Genomic DNA, 22486 nt, shown 5'->3' with positions numbered 1-22486 from the left:
ACGCTAGTGCCGCCGCTGCGCCGCGTGCACCCTCGACCGTCACGCATCGTGACGATAGAGTCGCCCGCAGGACGACACTCCACACGCAACAATGCGGCTGGCAGGTCAGCCGACGTTGCCTTCATCGTGAAGGGGAAGAACAGATGGCCGGGAGCCCTGCAAGCGACATCGTGAAGAGCGTCGGCGGAGCCGGCAACATTGAGAGCCTCAGCCATTGTGCGACGCGATTGCGGTTCCAGCTCGTGGACTCGTCAGGCGTCGACCAGAAGGTCGTCGAGAAGATCCCGGGCGTCATGGGGGCAGTGCCGCAGGCCGGCAACCGCTATCAGGTCGTGATCGGCGGCGGCGTTCAGACCGTCTACAACGACATCATGGCGCTGCCCGAGATGGCCGGCGACGCCAAGAAGACGCTGTCGGACGCCGACCTCAAGAAGGCCGCACGAGAGCAGGGCGTGCGCGGCAAGGTCGCGTGGCTCGACTCGCTCTTCGAGTTCCTGTCGGACTCGTTCCGCCCGATCCTGGGCGCGCTGCTGGGCGCGTCGTTCTTCATCACCTTCATGGCGCTCGCGTCGACGCTCGGCTGGATCGGCAACTGGGCCGACCCGCGCACCGAGCTGCCGGTGTCGTTCCAGTTCGTCAACCTCATGTGGCAGTGCGTCTTCGTGTTCCTGCCGCTCATGGTCGCCTACAACGCGACCAAGAAGCTCGGCGCCGACCCGTGGGTCGGGTTCGCGGTCATGGCCGTCGTCATGCTCCCGGGCTTCGCGGCGCTCGCGAGCAGCGACGAGGCTCAGCAGCTGCACTTCCTCGGTCAGGACATCACGGTCGTGCCGATCTTCGGCCTGCCGCTCACGATCTTCAACTACGGCTCGCAGGTGTTCCCGCCGCTTCTCATGGCGGCCGTCCTCGGCCCGCTCTACAAGGGCCTGCGCAGGATCATCACGCCGAACCTGCAGCTGATCTTCGTGCCCTTCTTCAGCATGCTGATCATGATCCCGCTCACCGCGTTCCTCATCGGGCCCATCGGCGTCTACGCGGGGGCCGGCCTCGCACAGGTGCTCAGCTCGATCAACTCGTTCTCGCCGTTCATCTTCGCCATCATCATCCCTCTGGCGTATCCGTTCATGGTTCCGCTGGGCCTGCACTGGCCCATCAACGCGATCATGCTGCTGAACATCCAGACGCTCGGGTACGACTTCATCCAGGGTCCCATGGGCGCCTGGAACTTCGCGTGCTTCGGTGCGACGGCGGGCGTCCTCATCATCGCGTGGCGCGAGAAGGATGCCGCGATGAAGCAGACCGCGACGGGCGCGCTCGCCGCGGGCCTGCTGGGCGGCATCTCCGAGCCGTCGCTGTACGGCATCCATCTGCGGTTCAAGCGGATCTACCCGCGGATGCTCGTGGGATGCCTCGTCGGCGGTCTCGTGATCGGCTTCGGCAGCCTGTTCATGGGCCTTCCCGACGGCGTGACGACGCAGGCGTTCGTGTTCACGTCGCTCCTGACGATCCCCGCCTTCAACCCGATCGGCCTGTACGGGATCGCGGTCCTCGCCGCGTTCCTGACGGCGATGCTCCTCATCCTCTTCACGGGCTACCAGACGCCCGAGCAGAAGGCCGAGGTCGAGGCGGAGCGCGCGGCCGCCGAGGCCGCGGAGCTCGCCGCGAAGGGCGGGGCCGCCACCGGGGCTGCCACCGACGGAGCCGCCGCCGCGTCGTCCGCCGCGGGCGCGGCAGCCACCGCCGCGGGCATCGTGGGAGGCGTCCTGCAGATCGCCTCGCCGCTCGACGGCGAGGTCGTCGCGCTCTCCGAGGTGCCCGACCCCGTCTTCGCGGGCGGGACGATGGGACCGGGCGTCGCGATCATCCCGTCGGGAGACACGGTGTACTCGCCCGGTTCGGGCACGATCGCGGCCGCGCAGCCGACGGGCCACGCGTTCGGCCTCGTCCTCGACGGCGGGATCGAGCTGCTGATCCACGTCGGGATCGACACCGTCAACCTCAAGGGCGAAGGCTTCGACGTCAAGGTCAAGAACGGCGACCGTGTCGAGACCGGCACGCCGCTCGTGACCTTCGACCGGAAGATCATCGAGGACGCCGGCTATCCGCTCATCACGCCCGTCATCGTGCTCAACGCCGAGCAGTTCGACACGGTCGACCCCATCGCGCTGGGGGCGACGACGCACGGCACGCCGATCCTGTCGGTCGAGACGAAGGCGTCGGAGGGCGCGGGCGTCTGACCCGGCGTCGCGTCGGCGTGCGTAGGCTGATCCGGGGAGGCATCCCGCCCCGTCTGGCGACGCGTCGGCGTGCGTAGGCTGATCCGGGGAGGCATGCCATGACCGACGCTGCACGCGACATCCGACTCATCGCCGTGGACATGGACGGCACGCTGCTCGACGGGGCCGGAAGCATCCCCGACGAGCTGTGGCCGCTGCTGGACGAGCTGCACGAGCGCGGCATCCTCTTCGCGCCGGCGAGCGGCCGCCAGCTCGCGACGCTCCAGGCGTCGTTCTCGCGCGCCCCCGACGACGAGATGGTCTACATCGCCGAGAACGGCGCGTACGTCGTGCGCGGCGACGTCGAGCTGAGCTCGGACGCCCTCGACGCCGGCTTCGTCGCGCGGCTCGTCGGGCGCCTGCGCGATCTCGGCGACGCGGGGCACGACCTCGGCGTCGTCGTCTGCGGCAAACGGTCGGCGTACATCGAGCGGGCGGACGCCGCATTCCGCGCCGAGTCCGAGAAGTACTACGAGCGGCTGCGGATCGTCGACGACGTGCTCGAGCCGGACGACCAGATCCTCAAGGTCGCGATCTACGACTTCGACGAGGCGGAGCGGCTCGCGCCGGAGCTCGACGTGTTCCGCGCGGGACACCAGGTGGTCGTCTCGGGCCACCACTGGATCGATGTCATGAACCAGGGGGTCAACAAGGGAGTGGCCCTCGAGCGGCTGCAGGCCAGGCTCGGCATCGACCGCGCGCAGACCGCCGCGTTCGGCGACTACCTCAACGACCTCGAGCTGCTCGACGCGGCGGAGTGGTCGCACGCGATGGACAACGCGCACCCCGAGGTGATCGCCCGTGCACGGTTCCGGGCGCCCGCCAACACCGAGCTCGGTGTCCTGACCACGATCCGCGCGCTCATCGACGGCTGACGACGAGCGGATGCCGATTCCGCCGTGACGGCCGCCGGGGGCCAGGATGGAGTCATGCTGACGATTCCCTCCGTGACCCTCAACGACGGCTCCGCCTTCCCCGAGCTCGGCTTCGGCACCTACAAGCTCCGTGACGAAGAGGGGATCGCCTCGATCGTCTCCGCGATCGAGGTCGGCTATCGGCTCATCGACAGCGCCGTCAACTACGGGAACGAGCGCGAGGTGGGCGAGGCCGTCCGCCGCGCCGGCGATCGCCTCGGCGTCGACAGGGACGAGCTGCTCGTCGTGTCGAAGATCCCCGGGCGCGAGCAGGGCTACGACGAGGCCATCGCGAGCACGGAGGCGTCGCTGCGCCGTCTCGGCCTCGACCGCCTCGACCTGCATCTCATCCACTGGCCGAACCCGAGCGTCGACAAGTACGTGGACACGTGGCGTGCGCTCGTCGCGCTGCGCGATCGCGGCCTTGTGCGCTCGATCGGCGTCTCGAACTTCACCGAGCCGATGCTGACCAGGATCATCGACGCGACGGGCGTCGTGCCCGCCGTCAACCAGGTCGAGCTGCACCCGTACTTCCCGCAGGCGCGGCTGCGCGCGTTCCACGCGGGGCTCGGCATCCGCACGGAGAGCTGGAGCCCGCTCGCGCGCCGCAGCGAACTGCTCACCGAGACCGTCGTCGACGACCTCGCGGCGGCGCACGGGGTCAGCCCGACGCAGGTCGTGCTGCGCTGGCACACGCAGCTCGGCTCGACGCCGATCCCGAAGTCGTCCCACTCCGCGCGACAGCGCGAGAACGCCGACGTCTTCGGCTTCACGCTGACCGATGACGAGCTCGACGCGATCTCTGCGCTCGAGCGCGGACGCCTGTGGGGCGGCGACCCGGACACGCACGAGGAGATGTAGCGGTCGGCGTCGAGGGATGCCGACTCCCTTCGAGTCCCTCGGCGACCAGGCGCGCTCGTCCACCGCCTCCTCCTCTTCCGCGAGGAGGACCACGGCACGGTGAGGTCTCCTCACCCCGTCGTGTGCCGTGAGACCGTCGTCGATGACTCCGGATGTCGCACGGGGAATGCCGCGGCGCACGGCGGACTTGCACCGTGACATGACACGCGTGGGATTCATCGGATCGGGACACATCGGCGCGACCCTGGCTCGCGGGCTCGTCGACCGCGGGTATGAGGTGGTCCTGAGCAACTCCCGAGGACCGGAGACGCTCGCGGACCTCGTCGCCGAGCTCGGCCCCGCCGCCTCGGCCGCGACACCCGAGGAGGCGGCCGCGACGGCGGACTTCGTCGTCGTGACGGTGCCGCTCAGGGCACTCGCCGACATCCCCGTCGAGCCGCTCGCCGGCAAGATCGTGCTCGACACGGGCAACTACTACTGGGAGCGCGACGGGCGCATCGCCGAGCTGGACGAGAAGCGCGCGACGACGTCGGGGCTGCTGCAGGAGCATCTGGCGACGTCGAAGGTCGTGAAGGCGTTCAATCACATCCGCTCCGGCGAGATCCTCACGCAGGGGTCGCCCGCAGGGGCGCCGCGCAGACGCGCGCTCGCGACGGCCAGCGACTTCCCCGAGGCGATCGAGCTCGTGACGGGGCTGTACGACGCGTTCGGCTTCGACACGGTCGTCGTCGGACCGCTGAGCGAGAGCTGGCGGGTCGAGCGCGATCAGCCGGCGTACGTCGTCGCGCAGACCGCGGAAGAGCTCGAGGCGAACCTGGCCCGCGCCGTCCGCTGACGACGCCCGCGCCTCACGACCTCTCGACGACCCACGCCGCGACGGCGGCGCGATTCGGGAGCCCCAGCTTGTGCAGGGTGCTGCGGACGTGCTGCTCGACCGTGCGCTCCGACAGGAACAACTGCGTCGCGATCTCGCGATTCGTGCGGCCCCGAGCGACGAGGCGGGCGATCTCGGCCTCGCGCGCCGACAGCGGGGCGAGCGCGCCCCGCCCGGGGGAGACGAGCGCGCGAGCGGATGCCGCGAACCACGGAGCTCCCATCGCCTCCGCACGCGAGAGCGCGTCGGCGGCGTACCGTGCGGCGGACTCGCCGTCGCCGAGGAAGGCGCTGAGCCTCGCGAGCGGAAGCGCGACGGGCCCGCCGTAGGGCGTGGTCGAAGGCCCCGTCGCGTGAAGGTGCGCGACCGGGCGCAGCAATCCGAGCAGCCGCGCCGCCGTCTCGCGGTCCCCGCCGGCGATCGCGAGCTCCGCGAGCGCCGCGTGACCCACGAGCCACTCGTGGACGTTCTCGGGGATCTCGTCGAGGTGCCGGGCGAGGTCGTGCAGGATGTCGACGGCCTCGCCGACGCGCCCGTCGGCGAGGAGGATCTCGGCGAGCCACCCGCGGGCGAACGGGGGAGCGTCGGCGATCAGGGCGCGGACCTCCCGCTCGACCGCCTCGAGCCCCACGTGCGTGCGACGGGCGAGCGCGCTGCGGAGGATGAGGTCGAACAGCTCTGCATCGTCGACGCCCGCGCGCATCCCCGCGTGGAGGGCCGCTTCTCCGAGGGGGCCGACATCGTCGACGCGGTCCTCCAGCAGAGCGATGCTCGCGCGGATCGCAGCCGCCCGCCACGACCACACGGGCGAGGCCATCCGCTCGACGACGGCGCCGAGCTCGTCGACGGCGCGGTCGAAGTCGATGCGCAGCCCCAGCTGCTCCAGGGCGTCCGCACGCCAGTGCCAGCCCCACGCGAGGATGTGGTCGTCCGCCGCCGCGCCGCCGAGGCGGATGGCCTCGTAGGCGAGCGCGAGACGATCCGAGACGCCGGCCGGCCCGATCGATCGGAGGTAGGCCGTCTGCAGGACCGCGAAGCGGCGCTCGGCGTCGGCTCCGTCGACGGGCTCGGCGGGGACGATCCGCTCCGCCCACCCCGTGGAGAGCCCCTCGAGGTGGGTCCGCACGAGATCACGGGCCTCGCGTCGGCGCTGCGGCTCGCCGCCGTCCGCCGCAGCGGGCCCCAGCATCGCGAGCGACTCGAGACAGAGGGCCTGACGTGCCGCGGCGCTCCTCCACATGACGGAGGGGTCCGAGAGGGCGGTCGCCGCCTCGGCGAGGAGCTCGGCATCCCCCAGCGTGCGTGCGATCGCCGCAGCGTCGAGGCATGCCTGCCACGCGCGCTCGAGCGATCCGCCGCGCGCCTGCGTCCTCGCGAGGTCGAGGTGCCTGCGGGCCTGCACGACGGCATCCCCTGTCCGCGCCTCCGAAGCCGAACGCATCGCATCTCCCGGCAATTGCGTGGATCCACGGATGCCCGCGGGATGCCGCCGATCCTATCGTCGCCTCAGGGACGAAGGGAGACAGATCATGGACGCTCGACGGATGGCACGGATCGGCGGCTGGGCCGCCGTCGTCGCGGGGGTGACGGGAGTGGCGGGAGCGGTGTTCCTCCTCGTCGTCCCGCCGGCCGCGTCGCCGGACGTGTTCAACTACCCGCTGTCGCCGACGGGCTTCGTGGTGGTGCAGGTCGCATTCGGAATCCACCACGTGCTGACGGCCGTCGCGCTGTGGGCGTTCTGGCGCGCGGGCTTCGCAGGCCGTGGGCGCTTCGCCGACGCGGCGGGGCTGTCAGCGGCCGCGACGATGGCGATGCTCGGCGTGTGGGAGCTCGTCGTCATCTCGGGCAACGGCGCTCCGTATCCGTCCGACGACCTCGTGTGGATCGACGTGGGGTACGGCACCCTGAGCCTGCTCAGCGGCGTCGCGCTCGTCCTGCTGGGGGTCGCAGCGGTGCGCGCCAGGGTGCTCGCGGGAGTCTGGCGCTGGGTCGTGCTCGCCATCGGCATCTGGGTGTTCGTCCCGATGACGCCTGCGCTCGCCGGCGGGTTCGTCCTCGGGCGCGTCGCGATCGGCACGTGGCTACTGCTGTTCGCACTGCTGGGCTGGGCGATGCTGCGATGGGCGACGGATGCCGCGCCCCGGCGCTCGAGCCCGGCCGTCGCGGCCGAGGGAGGCGCGTCGTGAGCGCCGTGCCGGTCACGTCGCGCATCGGGGTGCGGATCGCGATCGGTGCGATCTGCGGGCTGGCGTGGTCCGCGAGCCTGCGCTCGTACATGGCCGAGATCAGCGGGAGCGCGACGGGCGTGAACTGGGTGGGCACGTTCATCGGCATCCTCCTGCCGGGGGTCGTCGCGGGGGCCGCGCTGGGGGCGGCGACCATCATCGACGCTCATGAGCGCAGGGGGCGCATCGCGCTGGGCTGGTGCGCCGCCGCCGTGCTCGCCTTCGCGGTGTTCCCGATGCTGCTGCCCGGTCAGCTGTGGCTGTTCGTCACGACGGGCCTCGGCGGCGGCGCGGTCGGCGTCGCGCTCGGCGGGCTCGCGGGCGGGTACGCGGCGGGCGGCAGACCGACGTGGGGCCGGATCGTCTGCGGTCTGCTCGCGATCGTCCTCATCGCGGGGGTCGTCGCATCCGTCCCTCTCGTCGGAGGGGCTCGGCTCGCGGTGACGACTCCCCGCGGAGCGTGGGTCATGCTGCTCGCAGGATCGCTCATGATCGTGCTGATGATCGGGGCGGCGATCCCGTTCCGCCGGCTGGATGCCGCTCGTGGCGACGCGGATGCCGGTTCCCGTGGTTCCGCCCGCGCCGATCAGCCGAGCGCCGCGAGCCACTCCGCGAACGTCTGACGGCCGAGCACGGCATCCGGGCCTGGCAGCGCGAGCCCCGTCCGCATGCCCTTCATCTGCGCGCCCGGCAGGGAGACGGCAGGGATCCAGCCGCGGTGTCCCGTGCGCTGTGCGTAGGCGCGCACCATGTCTTCGAGACGCTCTTCTCGCGGTCCCCCGAAGTCCTCGGATCGACCCTGCGCGGGCGACGCCGCGATCCGGGCGAGCCGAGCGCCGACCTCGGCCGCCGCGACGGGCTGGACGCGTGCGCGGGGCGCGATGTGCAGCGGGCCCGCCTTCGCCCGCGCGAACATCTGCCCGGCGAACTCGTGGAACTGCGTGGCCCGCATGATCGTCCACGGCACGTCGGACCGCTCGACGACCCGCTCCTGCGCGAGCTTGCCCGCGTAGTAGTCGTACGGGATCCTGTCGATCCCGACGATCGACAGCAGCACGAGATGCCCGACGCCTGCGCGTGCGGCCTCGCGCAGGAGGTTGCCCGTCGCCGCCGTGAAGAACCCGGTCGACGTGCGCGCCGACAGGCTCGTGACGTTGGCCGTGTCGACCACGGCCTCGACGCCGTCGAGCGCCGCTGCGAGACCGTCCTCGGTGACGAGGTCGACGCCGTGGCCTCGTGAGAGCACCGTGACATCGTGACCGTCCCTGCGTGCCGCCTCGACGACGTGCGCGCCGACGACTCCCGTTCCTCCTGCGACCGCGATCCTCATGCAGCCGATCCTCTCTCTCCGGCGCTTCGCGCCCCTCGATGCGAAGACCAGGCAGGCGCCCCGGATGTGACATCGCGGCCCATGGCGAGCGTTCGTGGCGGCCGCGGATATCGCTTGACCCTTCCACTGTGTCATGGTCGAACGTGGTCTCCACCATGTACACCATCGGAGAGTTCGCGGCCTTCGGGCACGTGAGCGTGCGGATGCTGCGACACTACGACGCGATCGGGCTCCTCACGCCCGCGCGTGTCGACGTGCACTCGGGATACCGGCTCTACCACGAGTCGCAGCTGGGCGAGCTGCTGCGGATCGTCGAGCTGCGCGATCTCGGGTGCTCGCTGGAGGATGCCGCCGCCGTGCTCCGTGCCGACGACGGGACCGCGACGCTGCGCAGCGTCCTGGTCCGGCGTCGCGCGGAGCTCGCGGCATCCCTCGCCGACGACGCAGCCCGGCTCTCGCGCCTGGACGCGCGACTCTCCACGCTGGAAGGAGCACCTCTCATGACAAGCATCGAGTATCGCCGCATCGAGCCCGTCACGGTATATGCCGCGAGCGGCATAGCGCGGGGAATGGGGCCGGAGAACGTCACTCCGCTGGTCGACGAGATCCTCCCGCCGCTGATCGCGGCGCTCGACGCGGCAGGCGTCGAGTACCGCGAGCCCGGCATCTTCTGGTACGAGGAGGTCGAGGGCAGCGAGGACCTGCGGGTCACCGTCTCGATGCTCGCGGGCGACGACCCGCGAGAGGGCGACGGGTATGCGATCGTCGAACTGCCCGCCATCGAGCGCGCGGCCGTCACGACCTACCGTGGCGACATGCCCGGCATCGGTCGAGCCTGGAACGAGTTCTCGCAGGCGATCGCCGCAGCGGGGCACCGGTTCGTCGGGGCGTGCCGCGAGGTCTACCTCGAGAGCGAGCCGCTGCCGCAGTCCGAGTGGGTCACAGAGCTGCAGCAGCCCGTGGCCTGACAGGACTCGCGGTCGCTGCGCCTCGCAGACGGATGCCGGGCCCGCGGTCTCCTGCACGGGTGTCGATCCCGTCAGGGCCGCGGGCTCAGGCGTCGCCGACCCTGGCCCGCTCGGCTCCCGAAACCGGCACGCGCCTGATCGCGGTGTGCGTGCGGGACGCGTGCGGTGCTCAGGATGCGTACGGTGCTCAGGACGCGTGCGGTGCTCAGGACGCGTACGGTGCTCAGGACGCGTGCGGTGCTCAGGACGCGTACGGTGCTCAGGACGCGTACGGTGCTCAGGACGCGTGCGGTGCTCAGGATGCGTGCGGTGCTCAGGACGCGTGCCGGACTTCGCAGTCGCTCCCCGGCGAGAGGATCGCCTCGTGGCCGTCGTCGTAGCGGACGACGAGCAGCGGAGTGTCTTCGTGACCGCGGATCTCGATCACCTCGCCGGAGCGCTCCGGAGCCCCGACGGAACGTCCGTGGATGACGACGCGATCGCCGACGGTGGCTTGCATGTCGATCACCTCCTGCGCCTCACGATACGACGCCGGTCGGCTCGCCGGTAGCGCTACAGCTGGGCCCCGTCGTCGAAGGGATCGTCGAGCCCGGGCGCCTTGCCGCGCCACGACTCGTACGCGATGAGCCAGCCGATCGAGATGATGACTGCGATCGTCAGGCCGAGGAACACGCTCTGCAGGATCAGCCCGACGACGACGCCGAGCACGATCAGCACGACCGTGCCGATGATCCAGCCGATGCGTCCCCTCGGCCAGCCTGTGCGGGGCTCCGTCATGCCGTCAGCCTACGCGGGCTGCGGCATCCCGTCGCCGACGGATCGGGATGCCGCAGCCCTGGCCGGCGCGCTACTGCTGCGCGGGGCTGTACGCGACCATCCAGTCGATGCCGAACCTGTCGGTGAGCATGCCGAACCGGCCGCCCCACGGCGGGACCTCGAAGGGCATGACGGTCGTCCCGCCCTCCGCGAGCGCGTCCCAGAAGCCCTGGAGTTTCGCCTCGTCGTCGCCGCTGACCGAGACCGAGACGCCGGCGGGCGGCGTGTACGACATGCCGGTGGGGGTGTCGGAGCCCATGAGGACGAAGCCGTCGGGTGTCGTGAGCTGGGAGTGCATGACGAGATCGTTCTCGGCAGGGACCTGCGTCATGCCGGGGAACTCGCCGAACGTGGAGACCTGCAGATCGCCTCCGAAGACGGAACGGTAGTACTCCATCGCCTCGCGGGCGTTGTTCTGGAAGGAGAGGTAGGGGTTGAGACTGGACATGGCGCCAGTGTTCTCCGGGCCTCCGACATTCCGCAACGCTGTTCGCCGTGGGCCGATCCCCGTCCTCCATGCGTCGCGGCATCCAGTCTATGGTCAGACCACAATGGGAGGATGGTGTCATGGAAGCCGCACTCCTCATGAACTGGACGCTCCAGCAGGAGATCCCGATCCCCGCCGACGTCATGCCCCTGCTCACCGAAGGGGAGCAGCCGGTCGCCGCCTTCAAGACCTTCCGCGACGCCGCGATCTTCACGACGAAGCGCCTCATCGTGCGCGACGCGCAGGGCATGACGGGCAGGAAGGTCGAGATCTACTCGCTGCCCTACTCGACGATCAACATGTGGTCGTCCGAGAACGCAGGCGTGCTCGACTGGAACTCCGAGATCGAGCTATGGACGCGCGCGGGACACATCAAGGTCAAGCTGGGCAAGGGCGCCGACGTGCGCCGCCTCGACAGCCTCATCTCCTGGGCCGTGCTTCAGGCGCACTGACGGATGCCCGGACGGCCGGGCCGCGCCTCGACGCTCGCGATCGTCAGCGGGCGCGGTGATCCTCCGGATGCATCCGCGGGCCCCGTCGCGGCTCGCGCACGCCGCTCGCTCCGATGAGCCGGACGACCCGCTGGCGATGGCCCTTCCACGGGGCGAGGAGCTCGAGCATGCCGTCGTCGTCCGTCCGTGAGCCCGCGAGCGCGAACCCGACCTCGTGCGCGAGGTGATAGTCGCCGACGCTCACGGCATCCGGATCGCCGAACGCGCGGATGCGCATCTCGGCGCTCGTCCACGGCCCGATGCCTCGCAGACTCGTGAGGATCCGGTCGGCGTCGCCGGGCGCGTTCTCCAGCGCCCGGACGAGCGCGTCGCCGCGCTGCGCGGCCTCGGCGACCGTGCGGGCCTGCGGCGGCTCGAGTCCCGCGCGATGCCACGTCCATGACGGGATGCGGCGCCAGCCGTCGATCGACGGCGGGGCGAACATCGGCCGCGGCGTGGGGCCCGGCGCTCGCTCGCCGCACCAGGTCACGATGCGCCGCCACGCGCCGAAGGCCTGCATGCCTGTGACCTTCTGCTCGAAGATCGCGCTCGCGAGCGCGTCGAACACGAGGTCGGTGCGGCTCAGCCGCAGTCCGGGATTGCGGCGATGCGCCTCGGCGACGAGTCGGTTCTCGCCGGGGTCGAAGCCCTCGGGATCGTCGTCGGCGCCGCACAGTGCGGGCAGCTGCGCGAGCGCCCACGCGGCGCCGGGACCCCAGGCGGCGCCTCGGATCGTGCCGGGAGCGGTCTCGCGGAGGGCGAGCGTCGCGATGCCGTCGGGAGTGCGCGACGCGCGCCAGATGACGGCGCCGTCGATCGTCATGGTGGGGTCCGCCCCGCCGCGTCGCTGATACAGCACGGTGGCCCGAAGAGCGAGCGGATGCCTCGGCCGGTACTCGGTCTCGATCGGACGGCCGTGATCGGGCCGGGGATCGCGCGCGCGCCGCGTCGCTGCGTCCCGCTCGCGGGGGAGGCGGGCGAGCGACGTGGTCATGCCGTCACCCTACGTCGTCTGCGCGACATCCGCCGGTCGACGTGCGCCGGCCCATGCCGTGCCGTGCCGTCGGCGACGGTCTGCGGACGACACGGGGGACCGGATGCCGCCGCGTGTTCCGCCCGCCCGTGCAGACGGCTGCTCACGCGCCGGGCGGGGCCGGTCAGAAGCGGTCGGGCGAGGGCGTGCCGTGGCCGTAGCGGATCACGACGTCGGCGTGGCGGTCGAAGCGGTAGCCGACGCCGCGCACCGTGCGGACGATGTCCTCGTAGCGGCCGAGCTTCGCGCGCAGGCGCCGCACGTGCACGTCGATCGTGCGCTCACCCGGAGCGTCGAGGTCGCCCTGGCTCCACAGCGACGACACGAGCTCGGTGCGCTCGATCGTGCGGCCCTCGCGGAGGACGAGATACTGCAGCAGCTCGAACTCCTTGAACGTGAAGGAGGCCGACGCGCCGTCGATCAGCACGCGCTTGCGGGAGATGTCGACGACGACGCCGCCGGGAAGCCGCTCGTCGTCGGCGACCTCCTCCTGCTTCGTGCGGGCGACGGCAGACGGCTCGTGCAGCGCGAGCCGGACGACGTCGACGTCACGGCCACCCGATCCGACGGGTGCGAGCGCGACGGTCGCGTAGGTCTCGGCCGAGGGCGCGAGCTCGGCGATCGTGCGACGGAGGGCGTCGACGAGAACGCCCAGGCTGACGCCGGATGCCGCGGCCTTCGCCTCGTCGAGGCCGACGTAGAGCGCGAACCCGCGCGGCGCGGTGCCCGCCGGGAGGCTGCGCTGCGGCTCGGCCGGTGCGGGCGGCTCGGTCGTGGGGATGGGGGCCGTCACCGCGCGGAGGTGGCGGACGACGGGAGAGGGGCGGTCGAGGAGGGCGGTGTTCGACATGATGATGGAGGTCCTTGCGGGAGTCCGGCCGGTGCCGGAAAAGGGTGCTGCGACGCGTGGCCCCGATGAGTCGAAGGGCCGGGTGAGAGGCATCGGGAGCGCACGCGGTGGGTGGCGTGTCGGTTCCGTGCCCGGGGACTCGGGGGCGCAGTGTCCTTCGACTGAGCTCAGGACGCAGAGCTGCGCGGGAGTCCGGCGGTGGTCACCGTGCTAGTGGCACATTCGACAACACATGACGACGCGGCCGGCCATCATCATGCCGGCAGTCCCGTTCGCCTCCCGGGCGGACAGAGAACGCGCGTTGTCAGTCATGTCCGCGATTATGACGGAGGAAGTCGCCATGGGTCAAATCGCCCGGCCGCGGCATCCTGTGCGTGACGAAATGTGACAGATTGCTCAGGATGCCGCATCCCGCCTCTCCTGTCGCTGCGCCGGATCCGATGAGAGAGTGAAGGCCATGCCGTCCGACATCGTCCAGGGATCCGCCGACTACCGCGATGCGGGGCTGGTCTTCCCACCCGGGTTCACGTTCGGCTCCGCGACGGCGGCGTATCAGGTGGAGGGCGCGGCCGCGCAGGAGGGACGGCTGCCGTCGATCTGGGACACGTTCAGCAGGACCCCCGGCAAGGTGTGGAACGGCGACACGGGAGATGTCGCATGCGACCACTATCACCGGTGGGAGTCCGACCTCGACCTCATGCAGGAGCTGGGGCTCGACGCGTACCGGTTCTCGATCGCGTGGCCGCGGGTCGTTCCGACGGGACGCGGGGCCGTGAACCAGGCGGGACTCGACTTCTACTCGCGGCTCGTCGACGGACTGCTCGCCCGCGGCATCGAGCCCGTCGCGACGCTGTACCACTGGGATCTGCCTCAGCCGCTCGAGGACGCCGGCGGCTGGCCGGCCCGCGCGACGACGGACGCCTTCGAGGAGTACGCCGCGATCGTCGGAGCCGCGCTGGGCGACCGCGTGCACACCTGGACGACGCTCAACGAGCCGTGGTGCTCGGCGTACCTCGGCTACGGACAGGGCGGCCATGCACCTGGAAGGCATGAGCCCGCCGCCGCACTCGCGGCCGTGCATCACCTCAACCTCGCGCACGGTCGCGCTCTGCGAGCGCTCCGGGCGACCTCGACCGGAGCGCCGGAGTACTCCGTGACGCTCAACTTCCATGTGCTGCGCGGAGCGGGGGATGCCGCGGCCGACGCGATGCGGCGCATCGACGCCCTCGCGAACCGCGCGTTCACGGGGCCGATGCTCAAGGGCGAGTACCCCGCAGATCTCCTGGAGGACACGGCATCCGTCACCGACTGGTCGTTCGTGCAGGACGACGACCTCGCGACGATCCGGCAGCCGATCGACGTCCTCGGCGTCAACTACTACTCGACGGCGACGGTGCGGCCGTGGGACGGCGAGACGCCGATGCAGCACAACGACGGGCACAAGCTCGTCGCGGGGGGAACGGCGTGGCCGGGCAGCGACGGGGTCGTCGAGTTCGTCGAACAGCCGGGTCCCTACACCGCGATGGGGTGGAACATCGCGCCGGACGGGCTGTACGAGCTGCTCACGGGCCTGCATGACGAGTTCCCCGACCAGCCGCTCATGATCACCGAGAACGGCGCCGCTTTCGACGACGTCGTCGCGGCGGACGGATCGGTGTCCGACCCGGAGCGCGTCGACTACCTGCGACGGCATCTCACGGCGGCCCACCGCGCGATCGAGGCGGGCGTCGACCTCCGCGGATACTTCGTGTGGTCGCTCCTGGACAACTTCGAGTGGGGGTACGGCTACGCGAAGCGGTTCGGGATCGTCCGGGTCGACTTCGACACGCTCGAGCGCACGCCCAAGCACAGCGCCCTGTGGTTCCGCGACCTCGCGGCGACGCACGTCCTGCCCCGGTGAACCCCGGCCGCGCGGCGATGCGACGCGGCCCGCACGGCCGATCCTGCACGATCGCCGAGCACGCGCCGCGTGTCGCCTGAACGCCGGCGGAGCGGGCGTACCCTGTCGGGGTGGCATTCCTCGACTTCACCCACGAACCCGACGCTTCGCGCTTCACGCTCCGCCGCGGCGACGATCTCGTCAGCGTGCTCGACTACCGCGACGACGGCCGCACCGTCGCGATCACGCGCGCCTACACGGTTCCGACGTTCCGCGGGCACGGCTACGCGGCCGAGCTCGTCGACCGGGCCGTCGCGCACCTCGAGGCCGCAGGCGACCGCGAGGTCATCCCGGTGTGCTGGTACGTCGCCGACTGGTTCGCGGCGCACCCCGCTCGGGCGGGCATCCTGCACGAGCGCCGCTCCGCGTAGCGCGGACCACCGCGCGGGCATCCTGCACGAGCGCCGCTCCGCGTAGCGCGGACCACCGATCGCACCTCCTGTCAACCCGGTGTCGGACGCCCTGGAGCGGCTGCACACTGGCGGCGGACGAGAGGAGCCCGCCATGGAGAACGACCGAACGCTCCCTGAAGGCGTCATCGACGCGACCCCACCGGGAGGGTGGGAGGGGATCGACGACACCGAGACCCGTGAACGGGATGCCGCGGCATCCGTCGAGGCCCCCGGGCCCGCTCCCGCGGCGCCCGAGCCCACGCACACCGCGACCGGGATCGGCGTGCTGGACACCGATGCCGACGCGGGTTCCGGCGCCCGTGCCGCTGACGAGACGGAGCCGCCCGCGAGCACCGCGGACGGCTCCGGTCCCATCATGGATCAGCATTCGGCGAGCGATGTCGACAAGATCGCCGGGATCGTCGTGCAGACGCGAGCCGACGTCGGCACCGAGCCTGTCGAGCGGATCGCCGAGGTGCTCGGCCAGCGCCTGCGCGACGCCGGCCTCGATCTCGACGACGGCGAGATCGCCGACCTCGCCCGCCAGGTCGCGACGGGCGACGCCTAGCCGATCACGCGCACACCGGCTCGGCGTGCGCCAGTCCGATGGGTCGCGGCCAGGTGCGCGCCGCGCGCGCAGGCGCACGGCGCGCACTGACGTCGTCGGCTTCGCTCGCGAAGCGGTCGCGGATCGCGACGCGGCGCGCGATGTCGCGGTCGAGCTGAGCGGAGTCGAGACGGAACTGCGTTTCGGCTGCGTAGATGATGTCCAACATCGTGTCCTCCGTAGGTTCCGATGTATCGAACCTACGGAGGGGTTCCGACATTGCACGCCCGCGGCGTGATGGCAGGAATCCGACCGTGAGTGGCACGGCGGAGACGGCCGCTCGATCGTCGATGGGACCGTGCAGCGCCGGCCCCGCAACGCCAGGGCCGATCCCGCCTCGTCAGGTGCTCTCGACGAACTCGCGGATCGCGGCGGCGGCGGGCGCGGCATCCCGGATCATCGTCTCGTGCCCGTGACCCTCGATCTCGACGAGCCTGCCGTCGGGCAGGAGCGATGCCACCGCCTCGCACCACGCCTGCGGCGACACGTAGTCGAGCGCTCCGCGCAGCACGAGGGTCGGCGCCGCGACGCGAGGGTAGGCGAGCTCGGGTCGGTGGAGGAGGATCGCCCGCATCTTCCGGCGCAGGTTCGGTCCGGCGCGGAGGTACTCCCGTGCGCCCCGCGCGACGACCCGAGGGCTCTCGATCGCGAGATCCTGGGCGAGACGGAGGATCTGGCGGGCCGCCGACCGCTCGTCCGCGTTGACGGTGGGCGCCGCCAGCACGAGCCTGTCGACGAGCGACGGATGCCGCACCGCGACCTCCGCGGCCACCTGACTGCCCATCGAGTGCCCGACGAGCGTCACGTCGCCGAGCGCCCTCTCGCGCAGCAGGGCAGCGACGAGGTCGGCGGTGCGCTCGATCGTCGGCGTTCGCGGCGGCTCGGGGGCGGCGCCGTAGCCCGGCAGGTCGATCGCGAGCGTGCGGTAGTCGTCGCGCAGGATCGCGACGAGGTCGCCGAAGACGGTGCGGCCCATGCCGATGCCGTGCAGCAGCACGATGCTGCGAGGACCGGCGCCGTGCTCCTCGACGACGAGGGTCGCGCCGGCGTGCTCGAACGTCGACACCCGGGCGCTCTCTGCGGTCACGTAGCGAGGCTACGGGATCACGGCGGGGCACCTGCGGGAGAATGGCCGCATGGCCCCACGATTGCCTCCCGGATCTGAGAACGCGTGAGCCTCAAGAAGCGCTGGCTCGCCCTCCTGGGCCGCACGCTCAACCCGCGCACGCTCGCGGCGGCCAAGCGCGGCCGGGGGCCGTTCTCCTTCGTGCGGCACGTCGGCCGCAGGTCCGGCAGAACGTTCGAGACGCCGCTCGTCCTGGCGCGGGTGCCCGACGGGTTCGTCGCGGAGCTCACCTACGGCGCGGACGTGAACTGGTACCGCAACATCGTGGCGGCGGGCGGAGAGATCGGCCATCGCGGTCGGATGCACCGCATCGTCTCCGTGGAGAATCTCGACCGGGATGCCGGGCTCCGCGCGTTCGGCGGCTTCAGGCGGATCCTGCTGCGGATCCTGCGCAGGCACGAGTTCCGGCTCATCCGCGTGGAGGACGAGTAGAGGTCTTCCCGCGGCTGCCGGCGCCGCGTCCCGTCTTCCGGGTTCGCTCATCGTGGACGGGCCAGCAGCCGCACGGCCGGCAGATCGGCATCCGCCCAGTCCAGCCCCGCAAGCCGCTCCCGGGGCACCCACTCGAGCGCGTCGTGGTCCGTGCTCGCGGTCGGCCGTTCACCGTCCAGCTCGGCCATGAGGCACACGAGCCTGATCCCGCCGGTGTCGTCCGTCGTGAGATGGCCCGTGACGCGGATGCCGACCCCGAGCTCTTCCGCCACCTCGCGCACGAGCGCCTGCCGAGCCGTCTCTCCGGGCTCGATCTTGCCCCCGGGGAACTCCCACCTGCCCGCGGCGGCCCTGCCGGGCCCGCGGCGGCATGCGAGGTACTCGCCGGCGTCCTCGATGACGGCGGCGACGACCTCCAGGGGCTGCATCCGTCCATCGTGGCATCCGCGCCCGCTCGGGGGGCGGCATCCCGCACCGATCGCGGGGCGGCACCTGCACCGGTCGAGGGGCGGCATCCGGACCGGTCGCGGGGCGGCATCCGGACCGGTCGAGGGGCGGGATCGATGCGGACGAGGGTCCCGCCCCCGGCGCATCTCCGGACGCTCCGCACGGCCGCGACGGTTTGTCCGAGGACTCGCATACCGTGGGGCCATGCGGATCCTGCACACCTCGGACTGGCACATCGGCCGGTCGTTCCACGGGCACTCCACGCTCGAGGCGCTGCGCGGAGTGCTCGAGGTCCTCGCTCAGCAGGTCCGCGAGCGGAGTGTCGACGTCGTCGTCGTCGCGGGCGACGTCTTCGACTCGGCCGTGCCCGCTGCCGCGTGCTATTCGCTCCTGTCCGACGCGCTCCGAGCCCTCTGCGACGCCGGCGCGCACGTGGTCGTCACGAGCGGCAACCACGACTCGAGCGCGCGGCTCGGGTTCCAGTCCGCGCTGCTGCGCGACGGCATCGACGTCGTGACCGATCCGCTGACGGTCGGCACCCCCGTCACGATCGACGACGTGCACGGCCCCGTCCACTTCTACGGCATCCCGTATCTCGAGCCCGCACTCGTGCGCCACGTGTGGCCGGGGGTCGAGCTGCGCACCCAGCGGCAGGCCGTCGAGCATGCGATGGGCCTCGTGCGCACCGACCTCGCGGCGCGGGGCGGTCGGTCGGTGGCGATCTCGCACTGCTTCGCCGCGGGCGTCGCGCCCACTCAGGGCGTCGAACGCGACATCCAGCAGGGCGGGCTCGACGTCGTGCCGCTCTCGGCCTTCGACGGCCCCGACTATGTCGCGCTGGGGCACATCCACGGGCGCAACGACCTCGGAGAACGCATCCGGTACTCGGGCGCCCCCCTGCACTACAGCTTCGGCGAGGCCGACAAGCCTCGTGGCTCGTGGCTCGTGGAGCTCGACGCCCGCGGTCTCGCAGGCGTGGAGTGGCTCGCGCTCCCCGTCCCGCGCAGGCTTGCGAGGGTCTCAGGCTCGCTCGAAGAGCTTCTCGCCGACGAGCGCTTCGCCGAGGTCGAGGACGCATGGGTGAGCGCTCGATATACGGATGCCGCGCCTCAGCGCGACCCGATGCGGCGTCTGCAGGAGAGGTTCCCGCACTGCGCGACGGTCGTGCATGCGCCGGACGTCGTGCGTGAGGCCGACGGGCTGACGTACGCCGAGCGCGTGCACGAGGCGAAGAGCGATCGCGAGCTCATCGAGGCGTTCCTCGTGCACGTGCGCAACGGCGTGGGCGCGACGGAAGCCGAGAGCGAGCTGATCCGCGGCCTGCTGGCCGAGCACGCAGGCGGAGCGGGCACGGGCGAGAAGTCGTCGGAGGAGGTGCCCGCGTGAAGCTGCATCGCCTCGAGCTCGAGGGCTTCGGTCCTTTCCGCGAGCGCCAGACGGTCGACTTCGACGCGTTCGACGCCGACGGGCTGTTCCTCATCTCAGGGCGCACCGGCGCCGGCAAGTCCAGCATCCTCGACGGCGTGTGCTTCAGCCTCTACGGCACGGCGCCGCGGTACGACGGCGGCGACCGGGGGCTTCGCAGCCACCACGCAGCGCCGAACGAGCCGACCGTCGCGCGCCTCGAGTTCTCGACCGCCCAGCGGCGCTGGCGCGTGACGCGCACTCCCGAGCACGAGCGCCCCAGGGCGCGCGGGGCCGGCACGACGACCGCCAAGGCGACAGTGCTGATCGAGGAGTTCGTCGCGGGCGAGTGGGTCCCGCGGGCGGCGCGGCATCGCGAGGCCGCCGATCTGCTCGACGAGGTCGTCGGACTGAACCGCGACCAGTTCCAGCAGGTCATCCTGCTCGCCCAGAACCGGTTCTCCGAGTTCCTTCTCGCCAAGAACGAGAACCGCCAGGCGCTGCTGCGCACGCTCTTCGGCTCTCGACGATACGAGGAGTACGAGCAGGGGTTCGAGCTTCGCCGCCGCGAGGCGCAGCATGCGGTCGAGGCCAGCGCGGCCACGCTGCAGGCGCTCTTGGCGCACGCCGAGACGATCGTGACGGACAACGACCTCGCCGCCGGCTCCGCCTCGGCCGAGGATGCCGCCGTCTCCGGGGCCGAGCGCCTCGCCGCGATCGAACGCGCCGTGCCGCGCGCACGATACCGGGCCGACGAGTCCGCCCGGCGCGCTGCGGAGTCGGAGGCCGCGCACGACGCCGCGCTGAGCGCCTTCGGTGCGCGCAGCGCGCTGCACGAGAAGCAGCGGGAGCGCCTCGCCTCGCGTGCGACTCTCGCGGCTCTCGTCGAGCGCGACCCGGCCGTCGCCGACGACCGGGTCCGTCTCACGCGCGCTCGCGCGGCCGAGGCGCTGCGGGCTCCCGTCGAGTCGGCGGCCCGGGCCCGCATCGCCGCTGCCAGCGCGGCCGATGTCGAGCGCGAGGCTCGCGAGGTGTGGACCTCGGCAGGAGAGCCGGATGCCGCGCCCGCGCAGCTGCGCACGATCGTCGACCGGATCGCGGGCGACCTCGCGCTCTGGGCACGGGCAGCCGAGCTCGAGCGGTCGCTGCCGGCGCTCGAGAGCGCCCGCGACGGCGCCGCGCAACGAGCGGCCTCCCTCGAGGGCGCGATCTCCGCCCTCGCGGATGCCGCGTCCGCACGAGCGGCCCGTGTCGGCGTGCTCGATCCAGAGCTGGCAGCCGCCGAAGCCGCCGCGCCGCCCGTCGGCCCCGCGAACGCCGCCCGCGACTCCGCCGCGCAGCGACTCGCCGCGGGACGCGAGGCCGCGAGGCTCGCTCCTCTCGCGCACGCCGCCGACTCGGCACACCTCGCGGCCGCCGCCGACCGCGACAGGGCCTCGTCCGTCGTGCGCACGCTCCTCCAGCGCCGGCTCGACGGCTACGCGGGCGAGCTGGCCGGGGTCCTCACCGATGGCGAGCCGTGCGCCGTGTGCGGCTCGATCGAGCATCCGCACCCCGCTGCGCCCGCGGACGAGCCTGTGACCGACGAGGCGATCTCCGCTGCGGAGGCCGCCGTGAAGGCTGCCGACCGCGCGGTGGCCGACGCCTCCGAACGAGCGCGCGAGGCGCGCAGCGCGCACCAGACGGCCGCGGCGCGTGCGGGCGGCGTCGAGCTCGAGCAGCTCGAGACGCTGCATGCCGAAGCCGAGGCTCGTGCTCGCGCGGCCGTCGAGGCGGCCGACGCCATCTCGCGGCTCAAGCGCGAGCTCGCCGAGCTGCGTGCGGCCGATGCCGCCGCCGCCGCCGAGAAGGATGCCCTGACGTCGCAGCTCGCCGAGGCCCTGCAGGAGCACGCCGCACGCGCCCAGGAGTCGACCGCCGCGCACGAGGCCGTCGATGCGGCGCGCGGGTCGCACGCCGCCGTCGCCGACCGCGTCGCCGAGGCGCGCGCCCGCCGTGAGCGCGCCCGCGCGCTCGCCGACGCCGCCGAGGAGAGCAGCCGGCTCGCCGCCGCCGCCGCGGCCGCCGAGGCCGACCGCGACGCGAGACTCGTGAGATCGCCGTTCGCCGACGCGGCCGAGGCATCCGCCGCGCTTCTCGCATCGGCAGCGCAAGACGCGCTCGCCGACGGCATCCATGCGCACGACGTCGCGCTCTCGCGCGAGCGCGAGCGACTCCTCCTGCTCGAGACCGATCTCGCCGGCGTCCCCGACGAGCCTGTCGACCTGGCCGAGGCGTCCGCGGCAGCCGCCGCGGCTCGTGCGGCCTGGAACGACGCCGTCGCGACGGCGGCTCGCGACCGCGAGGTGGCGACGCAGCTGGCCGATGCCGCCGCCCGCGCCGCAGACGTGCACGCGGCCTCGGCCGAAGGCCTTCGCGACTACGAGGTGATCGCGGGACTCGCGAACGCCGTCGCCGGACGCACAGACAGCCGCATGGACCTCGAGACGTTCGTGCTCGCGGCCGAGCTGGAAGAGATCGTCGCTATGGCGAATCTGCGCCTCGACGCGATGTCCGACGGAAGGTACCGGCTCCAGCACACCGACGCCGTGGGGGCCCGACGCGTCGCCTCGGGGCTCGGGCTCGTCGTGCTCGACGCGTACACGGGGCAGACGCGGCAGCCGCAGTCGCTGTCGGGCGGCGAGACGTTCCTCGCGTCGCTCGCGCTCGCGCTCGGCCTCGCGCAGGTCGTGACGCAGCGCGCGGGCGGCGTGCGTCTGGATACCCTCTTCATCGATGAGGGCTTCGGGTCGCTCGACGCCGAGACGCTGGATCTCGCGATGCGAACGCTCGACGAGCTGCGACAGGGCGGGCGCACGGTCGGTCTCATCAGCCACGTCGAGGCCATGAAGGAGCAGCTGCCCGCTCGACTTCACGTCGAGGCGACGCCGCAGGGGCCGAGCGTCATCAGGCAGGACGCGGGCGCCCGCGTCTGAGTCCGTCCTCAGCGCATGCCACGATCGACGCGCCCTAGG

Annotated in this window: 24 protein-coding genes; 14 read left to right on the top strand and 10 right to left on the bottom strand. The window is 72.0% G+C overall.

Annotation, left to right across the window (positions count from 1 at the left end; all coding sequences use genetic code 11):
- Positions 1 to 143: 143 nt before the first annotated feature.
- From FHS08_RS03535 to FHS08_RS03520, 4 genes are all read left to right on the top strand, one after another.
- Positions 144 to 2237, top strand: a complete 2094-nt coding sequence (locus FHS08_RS03535; protein ID WP_167035504.1) for a glucose PTS transporter subunit IIA — start codon at positions 144 to 146, stop codon at positions 2235 to 2237.
- Positions 2238 to 2335: 98 nt separating this feature from the next.
- Positions 2336 to 3151 (top strand): Cof-type HAD-IIB family hydrolase, encoded by an 816-nt coding sequence (locus tag FHS08_RS03530; protein WP_167035502.1) that lies wholly within the window; start codon positions 2336 to 2338, stop codon positions 3149 to 3151.
- 54 nt (positions 3152 to 3205) lie between these two features.
- Positions 3206 to 4051, top strand: a complete 846-nt coding sequence (locus FHS08_RS03525) for an aldo/keto reductase (protein ID WP_167035500.1) — start codon at positions 3206 to 3208, stop codon at positions 4049 to 4051.
- 199 nt (positions 4052 to 4250) lie between these two features.
- On the top strand, positions 4251 to 4886 hold the full coding sequence (locus tag FHS08_RS03520) for an NADPH-dependent F420 reductase (RefSeq protein WP_167035498.1): 636 nt from the start codon (positions 4251 to 4253) through the stop codon (positions 4884 to 4886).
- 13 nt (positions 4887 to 4899) lie between these two features.
- Here FHS08_RS03520 and FHS08_RS16745 read toward each other — a convergent pair whose 3' ends face one another.
- Complete coding sequence (locus tag FHS08_RS16745; protein ID WP_167035496.1) at positions 4900 to 6366, bottom strand: helix-turn-helix transcriptional regulator; 1467 nt, start codon at positions 6364 to 6366, stop codon at positions 4900 to 4902.
- 103 nt (positions 6367 to 6469) lie between these two features.
- Here FHS08_RS16745 and FHS08_RS03510 point away from each other — a divergent pair, with 103 nt between their 5' ends.
- Both FHS08_RS03510 and FHS08_RS03505 read left to right on the top strand, forming a co-directional pair.
- Positions 6470 to 7111 (top strand): hypothetical protein, encoded by a 642-nt coding sequence (locus FHS08_RS03510; RefSeq protein WP_167035494.1) that lies wholly within the window; start codon positions 6470 to 6472, stop codon positions 7109 to 7111.
- Complete coding sequence (locus tag FHS08_RS03505) at positions 7108 to 7773, top strand: hypothetical protein (protein WP_167035492.1); 666 nt, start codon at positions 7108 to 7110, stop codon at positions 7771 to 7773. Before FHS08_RS03510 ends, FHS08_RS03505 begins: the two co-directional genes overlap by 4 nt.
- On the opposite strand, the gene FHS08_RS03500 is transcribed toward FHS08_RS03505, so the two are convergent.
- Positions 7737 to 8480, bottom strand: coding sequence for an SDR family oxidoreductase (locus FHS08_RS03500; protein WP_167035490.1), 744 nt, complete (start codon positions 8478 to 8480; stop codon positions 7737 to 7739). The two genes, FHS08_RS03505 and FHS08_RS03500, sit on opposite strands and share 37 nt — an antisense overlap.
- A gap of 128 nt (positions 8481 to 8608) precedes the next feature.
- Between FHS08_RS03500 and FHS08_RS03495 the strand changes: the two genes are divergently transcribed.
- Complete coding sequence (locus FHS08_RS03495) at positions 8609 to 9448, top strand: MerR family transcriptional regulator (protein WP_341800297.1); 840 nt, start codon at positions 8609 to 8611, stop codon at positions 9446 to 9448.
- A gap of 313 nt (positions 9449 to 9761) precedes the next feature.
- Here the strand turns inward: FHS08_RS03495 and FHS08_RS03490 are convergent, their stop codons facing one another.
- From FHS08_RS03490 to FHS08_RS03480, 3 genes are all read right to left on the bottom strand, one after another.
- A complete protein-coding gene (locus FHS08_RS03490; protein WP_167039570.1) occupies positions 9762 to 9947 on the bottom strand; it encodes a DUF1918 domain-containing protein in 186 nt (61 codons plus the stop codon).
- A gap of 53 nt (positions 9948 to 10000) precedes the next feature.
- On the bottom strand, positions 10001 to 10225 hold the full coding sequence (locus tag FHS08_RS03485; RefSeq protein WP_167035489.1) for a hypothetical protein: 225 nt from the start codon (positions 10223 to 10225) through the stop codon (positions 10001 to 10003).
- A gap of 70 nt (positions 10226 to 10295) precedes the next feature.
- The gene (locus FHS08_RS03480; protein ID WP_167035487.1) at positions 10296 to 10712 is read right to left on the bottom strand and encodes a VOC family protein; all 417 of its coding nucleotides are present in this window, start codon (positions 10710 to 10712) and stop codon (positions 10296 to 10298) included.
- Positions 10713 to 10831: 119 nt separating this feature from the next.
- On the opposite strand from FHS08_RS03480, the gene FHS08_RS03475 reads away from it, so the two are divergent.
- Positions 10832 to 11203 carry a PH domain-containing protein gene (locus FHS08_RS03475; RefSeq protein ID WP_167035485.1) on the top strand — a complete coding sequence of 124 codons (372 nt, stop codon included), beginning with the start codon at positions 10832 to 10834 and terminating at the stop codon, positions 11201 to 11203.
- Between the two features lie 43 nt (positions 11204 to 11246).
- On the opposite strand, the gene FHS08_RS03470 is transcribed toward FHS08_RS03475, so the two are convergent.
- Both FHS08_RS03470 and FHS08_RS03465 read right to left on the bottom strand, forming a co-directional pair.
- The gene (locus FHS08_RS03470) at positions 11247 to 12236 is read right to left on the bottom strand and encodes a DNA-3-methyladenine glycosylase family protein (protein ID WP_170283293.1); all 990 of its coding nucleotides are present in this window, start codon (positions 12234 to 12236) and stop codon (positions 11247 to 11249) included.
- Between the two features lie 163 nt (positions 12237 to 12399).
- The gene (locus FHS08_RS03465; protein ID WP_167035483.1) at positions 12400 to 13125 is read right to left on the bottom strand and encodes a winged helix-turn-helix domain-containing protein; all 726 of its coding nucleotides are present in this window, start codon (positions 13123 to 13125) and stop codon (positions 12400 to 12402) included.
- A 457-nt stretch (positions 13126 to 13582) separates the two neighbouring features.
- Here FHS08_RS03465 and FHS08_RS03460 point away from each other — a divergent pair, with 457 nt between their 5' ends.
- The 3 genes from FHS08_RS03460 (at position 13583) to FHS08_RS03450 (ending at position 16024) form a co-directional block, all read left to right on the top strand.
- Positions 13583 to 15025, top strand: coding sequence for a glycoside hydrolase family 1 protein (locus tag FHS08_RS03460; RefSeq protein ID WP_167035481.1), 1443 nt, complete (start codon positions 13583 to 13585; stop codon positions 15023 to 15025).
- Positions 15026 to 15135: 110 nt separating this feature from the next.
- Positions 15136 to 15435 (top strand): GNAT family N-acetyltransferase, encoded by a 300-nt coding sequence (locus FHS08_RS03455; RefSeq protein WP_167035479.1) that lies wholly within the window; start codon positions 15136 to 15138, stop codon positions 15433 to 15435.
- A 133-nt stretch (positions 15436 to 15568) separates the two neighbouring features.
- Entirely contained in the window at positions 15569 to 16024 is a 456-nt protein-coding gene (locus FHS08_RS03450; RefSeq protein ID WP_167034296.1) for a hypothetical protein, read from the top strand.
- A gap of 4 nt (positions 16025 to 16028) precedes the next feature.
- Here the strand turns inward: FHS08_RS03450 and FHS08_RS03445 are convergent, their stop codons facing one another.
- Positions 16029 to 16232, bottom strand: a complete 204-nt coding sequence (locus tag FHS08_RS03445) for a hypothetical protein (RefSeq protein WP_167035477.1) — start codon at positions 16230 to 16232, stop codon at positions 16029 to 16031.
- A 171-nt stretch (positions 16233 to 16403) separates the two neighbouring features.
- On the bottom strand, positions 16404 to 17150 hold the full coding sequence (locus FHS08_RS03440; RefSeq protein WP_341800296.1) for an alpha/beta fold hydrolase: 747 nt from the start codon (positions 17148 to 17150) through the stop codon (positions 16404 to 16406).
- 84 nt (positions 17151 to 17234) lie between these two features.
- Here FHS08_RS03440 and FHS08_RS03435 point away from each other — a divergent pair, with 84 nt between their 5' ends.
- Positions 17235 to 17621 (top strand): PNPOx family protein, encoded by a 387-nt coding sequence (locus FHS08_RS03435; protein WP_167035475.1) that lies wholly within the window; start codon positions 17235 to 17237, stop codon positions 17619 to 17621.
- 47 nt (positions 17622 to 17668) lie between these two features.
- Here the strand turns inward: FHS08_RS03435 and FHS08_RS03430 are convergent, their stop codons facing one another.
- Positions 17669 to 18049 carry a (deoxy)nucleoside triphosphate pyrophosphohydrolase gene (locus FHS08_RS03430; RefSeq protein ID WP_167035473.1) on the bottom strand — a complete coding sequence of 127 codons (381 nt, stop codon included), beginning with the start codon at positions 18047 to 18049 and terminating at the stop codon, positions 17669 to 17671.
- A 223-nt stretch (positions 18050 to 18272) separates the two neighbouring features.
- Between FHS08_RS03430 and FHS08_RS03425 the strand changes: the two genes are divergently transcribed.
- Positions 18273 to 19454, top strand: a complete 1182-nt coding sequence (locus tag FHS08_RS03425; protein ID WP_167035471.1) for an exonuclease SbcCD subunit D — start codon at positions 18273 to 18275, stop codon at positions 19452 to 19454.
- Positions 19451 to 22447: an AAA family ATPase gene (locus tag FHS08_RS03420; RefSeq protein WP_167035469.1), complete on the top strand. Its 2997-nt coding sequence runs from the start codon at positions 19451 to 19453 to the stop codon at positions 22445 to 22447. Before FHS08_RS03425 ends, FHS08_RS03420 begins: the two co-directional genes overlap by 4 nt.
- The last annotated feature ends 39 nt before the right edge of the window (positions 22448 to 22486 follow it).

The organism is Microbacterium ulmi, assembly GCF_011759705.1.
GTDB classification, from domain to species: Bacteria; Actinomycetota; Actinomycetes; order Actinomycetales; family Microbacteriaceae; genus Microbacterium; species Microbacterium ulmi.
This window is presented reverse-complemented; position numbering and strand designations above follow the sequence as displayed.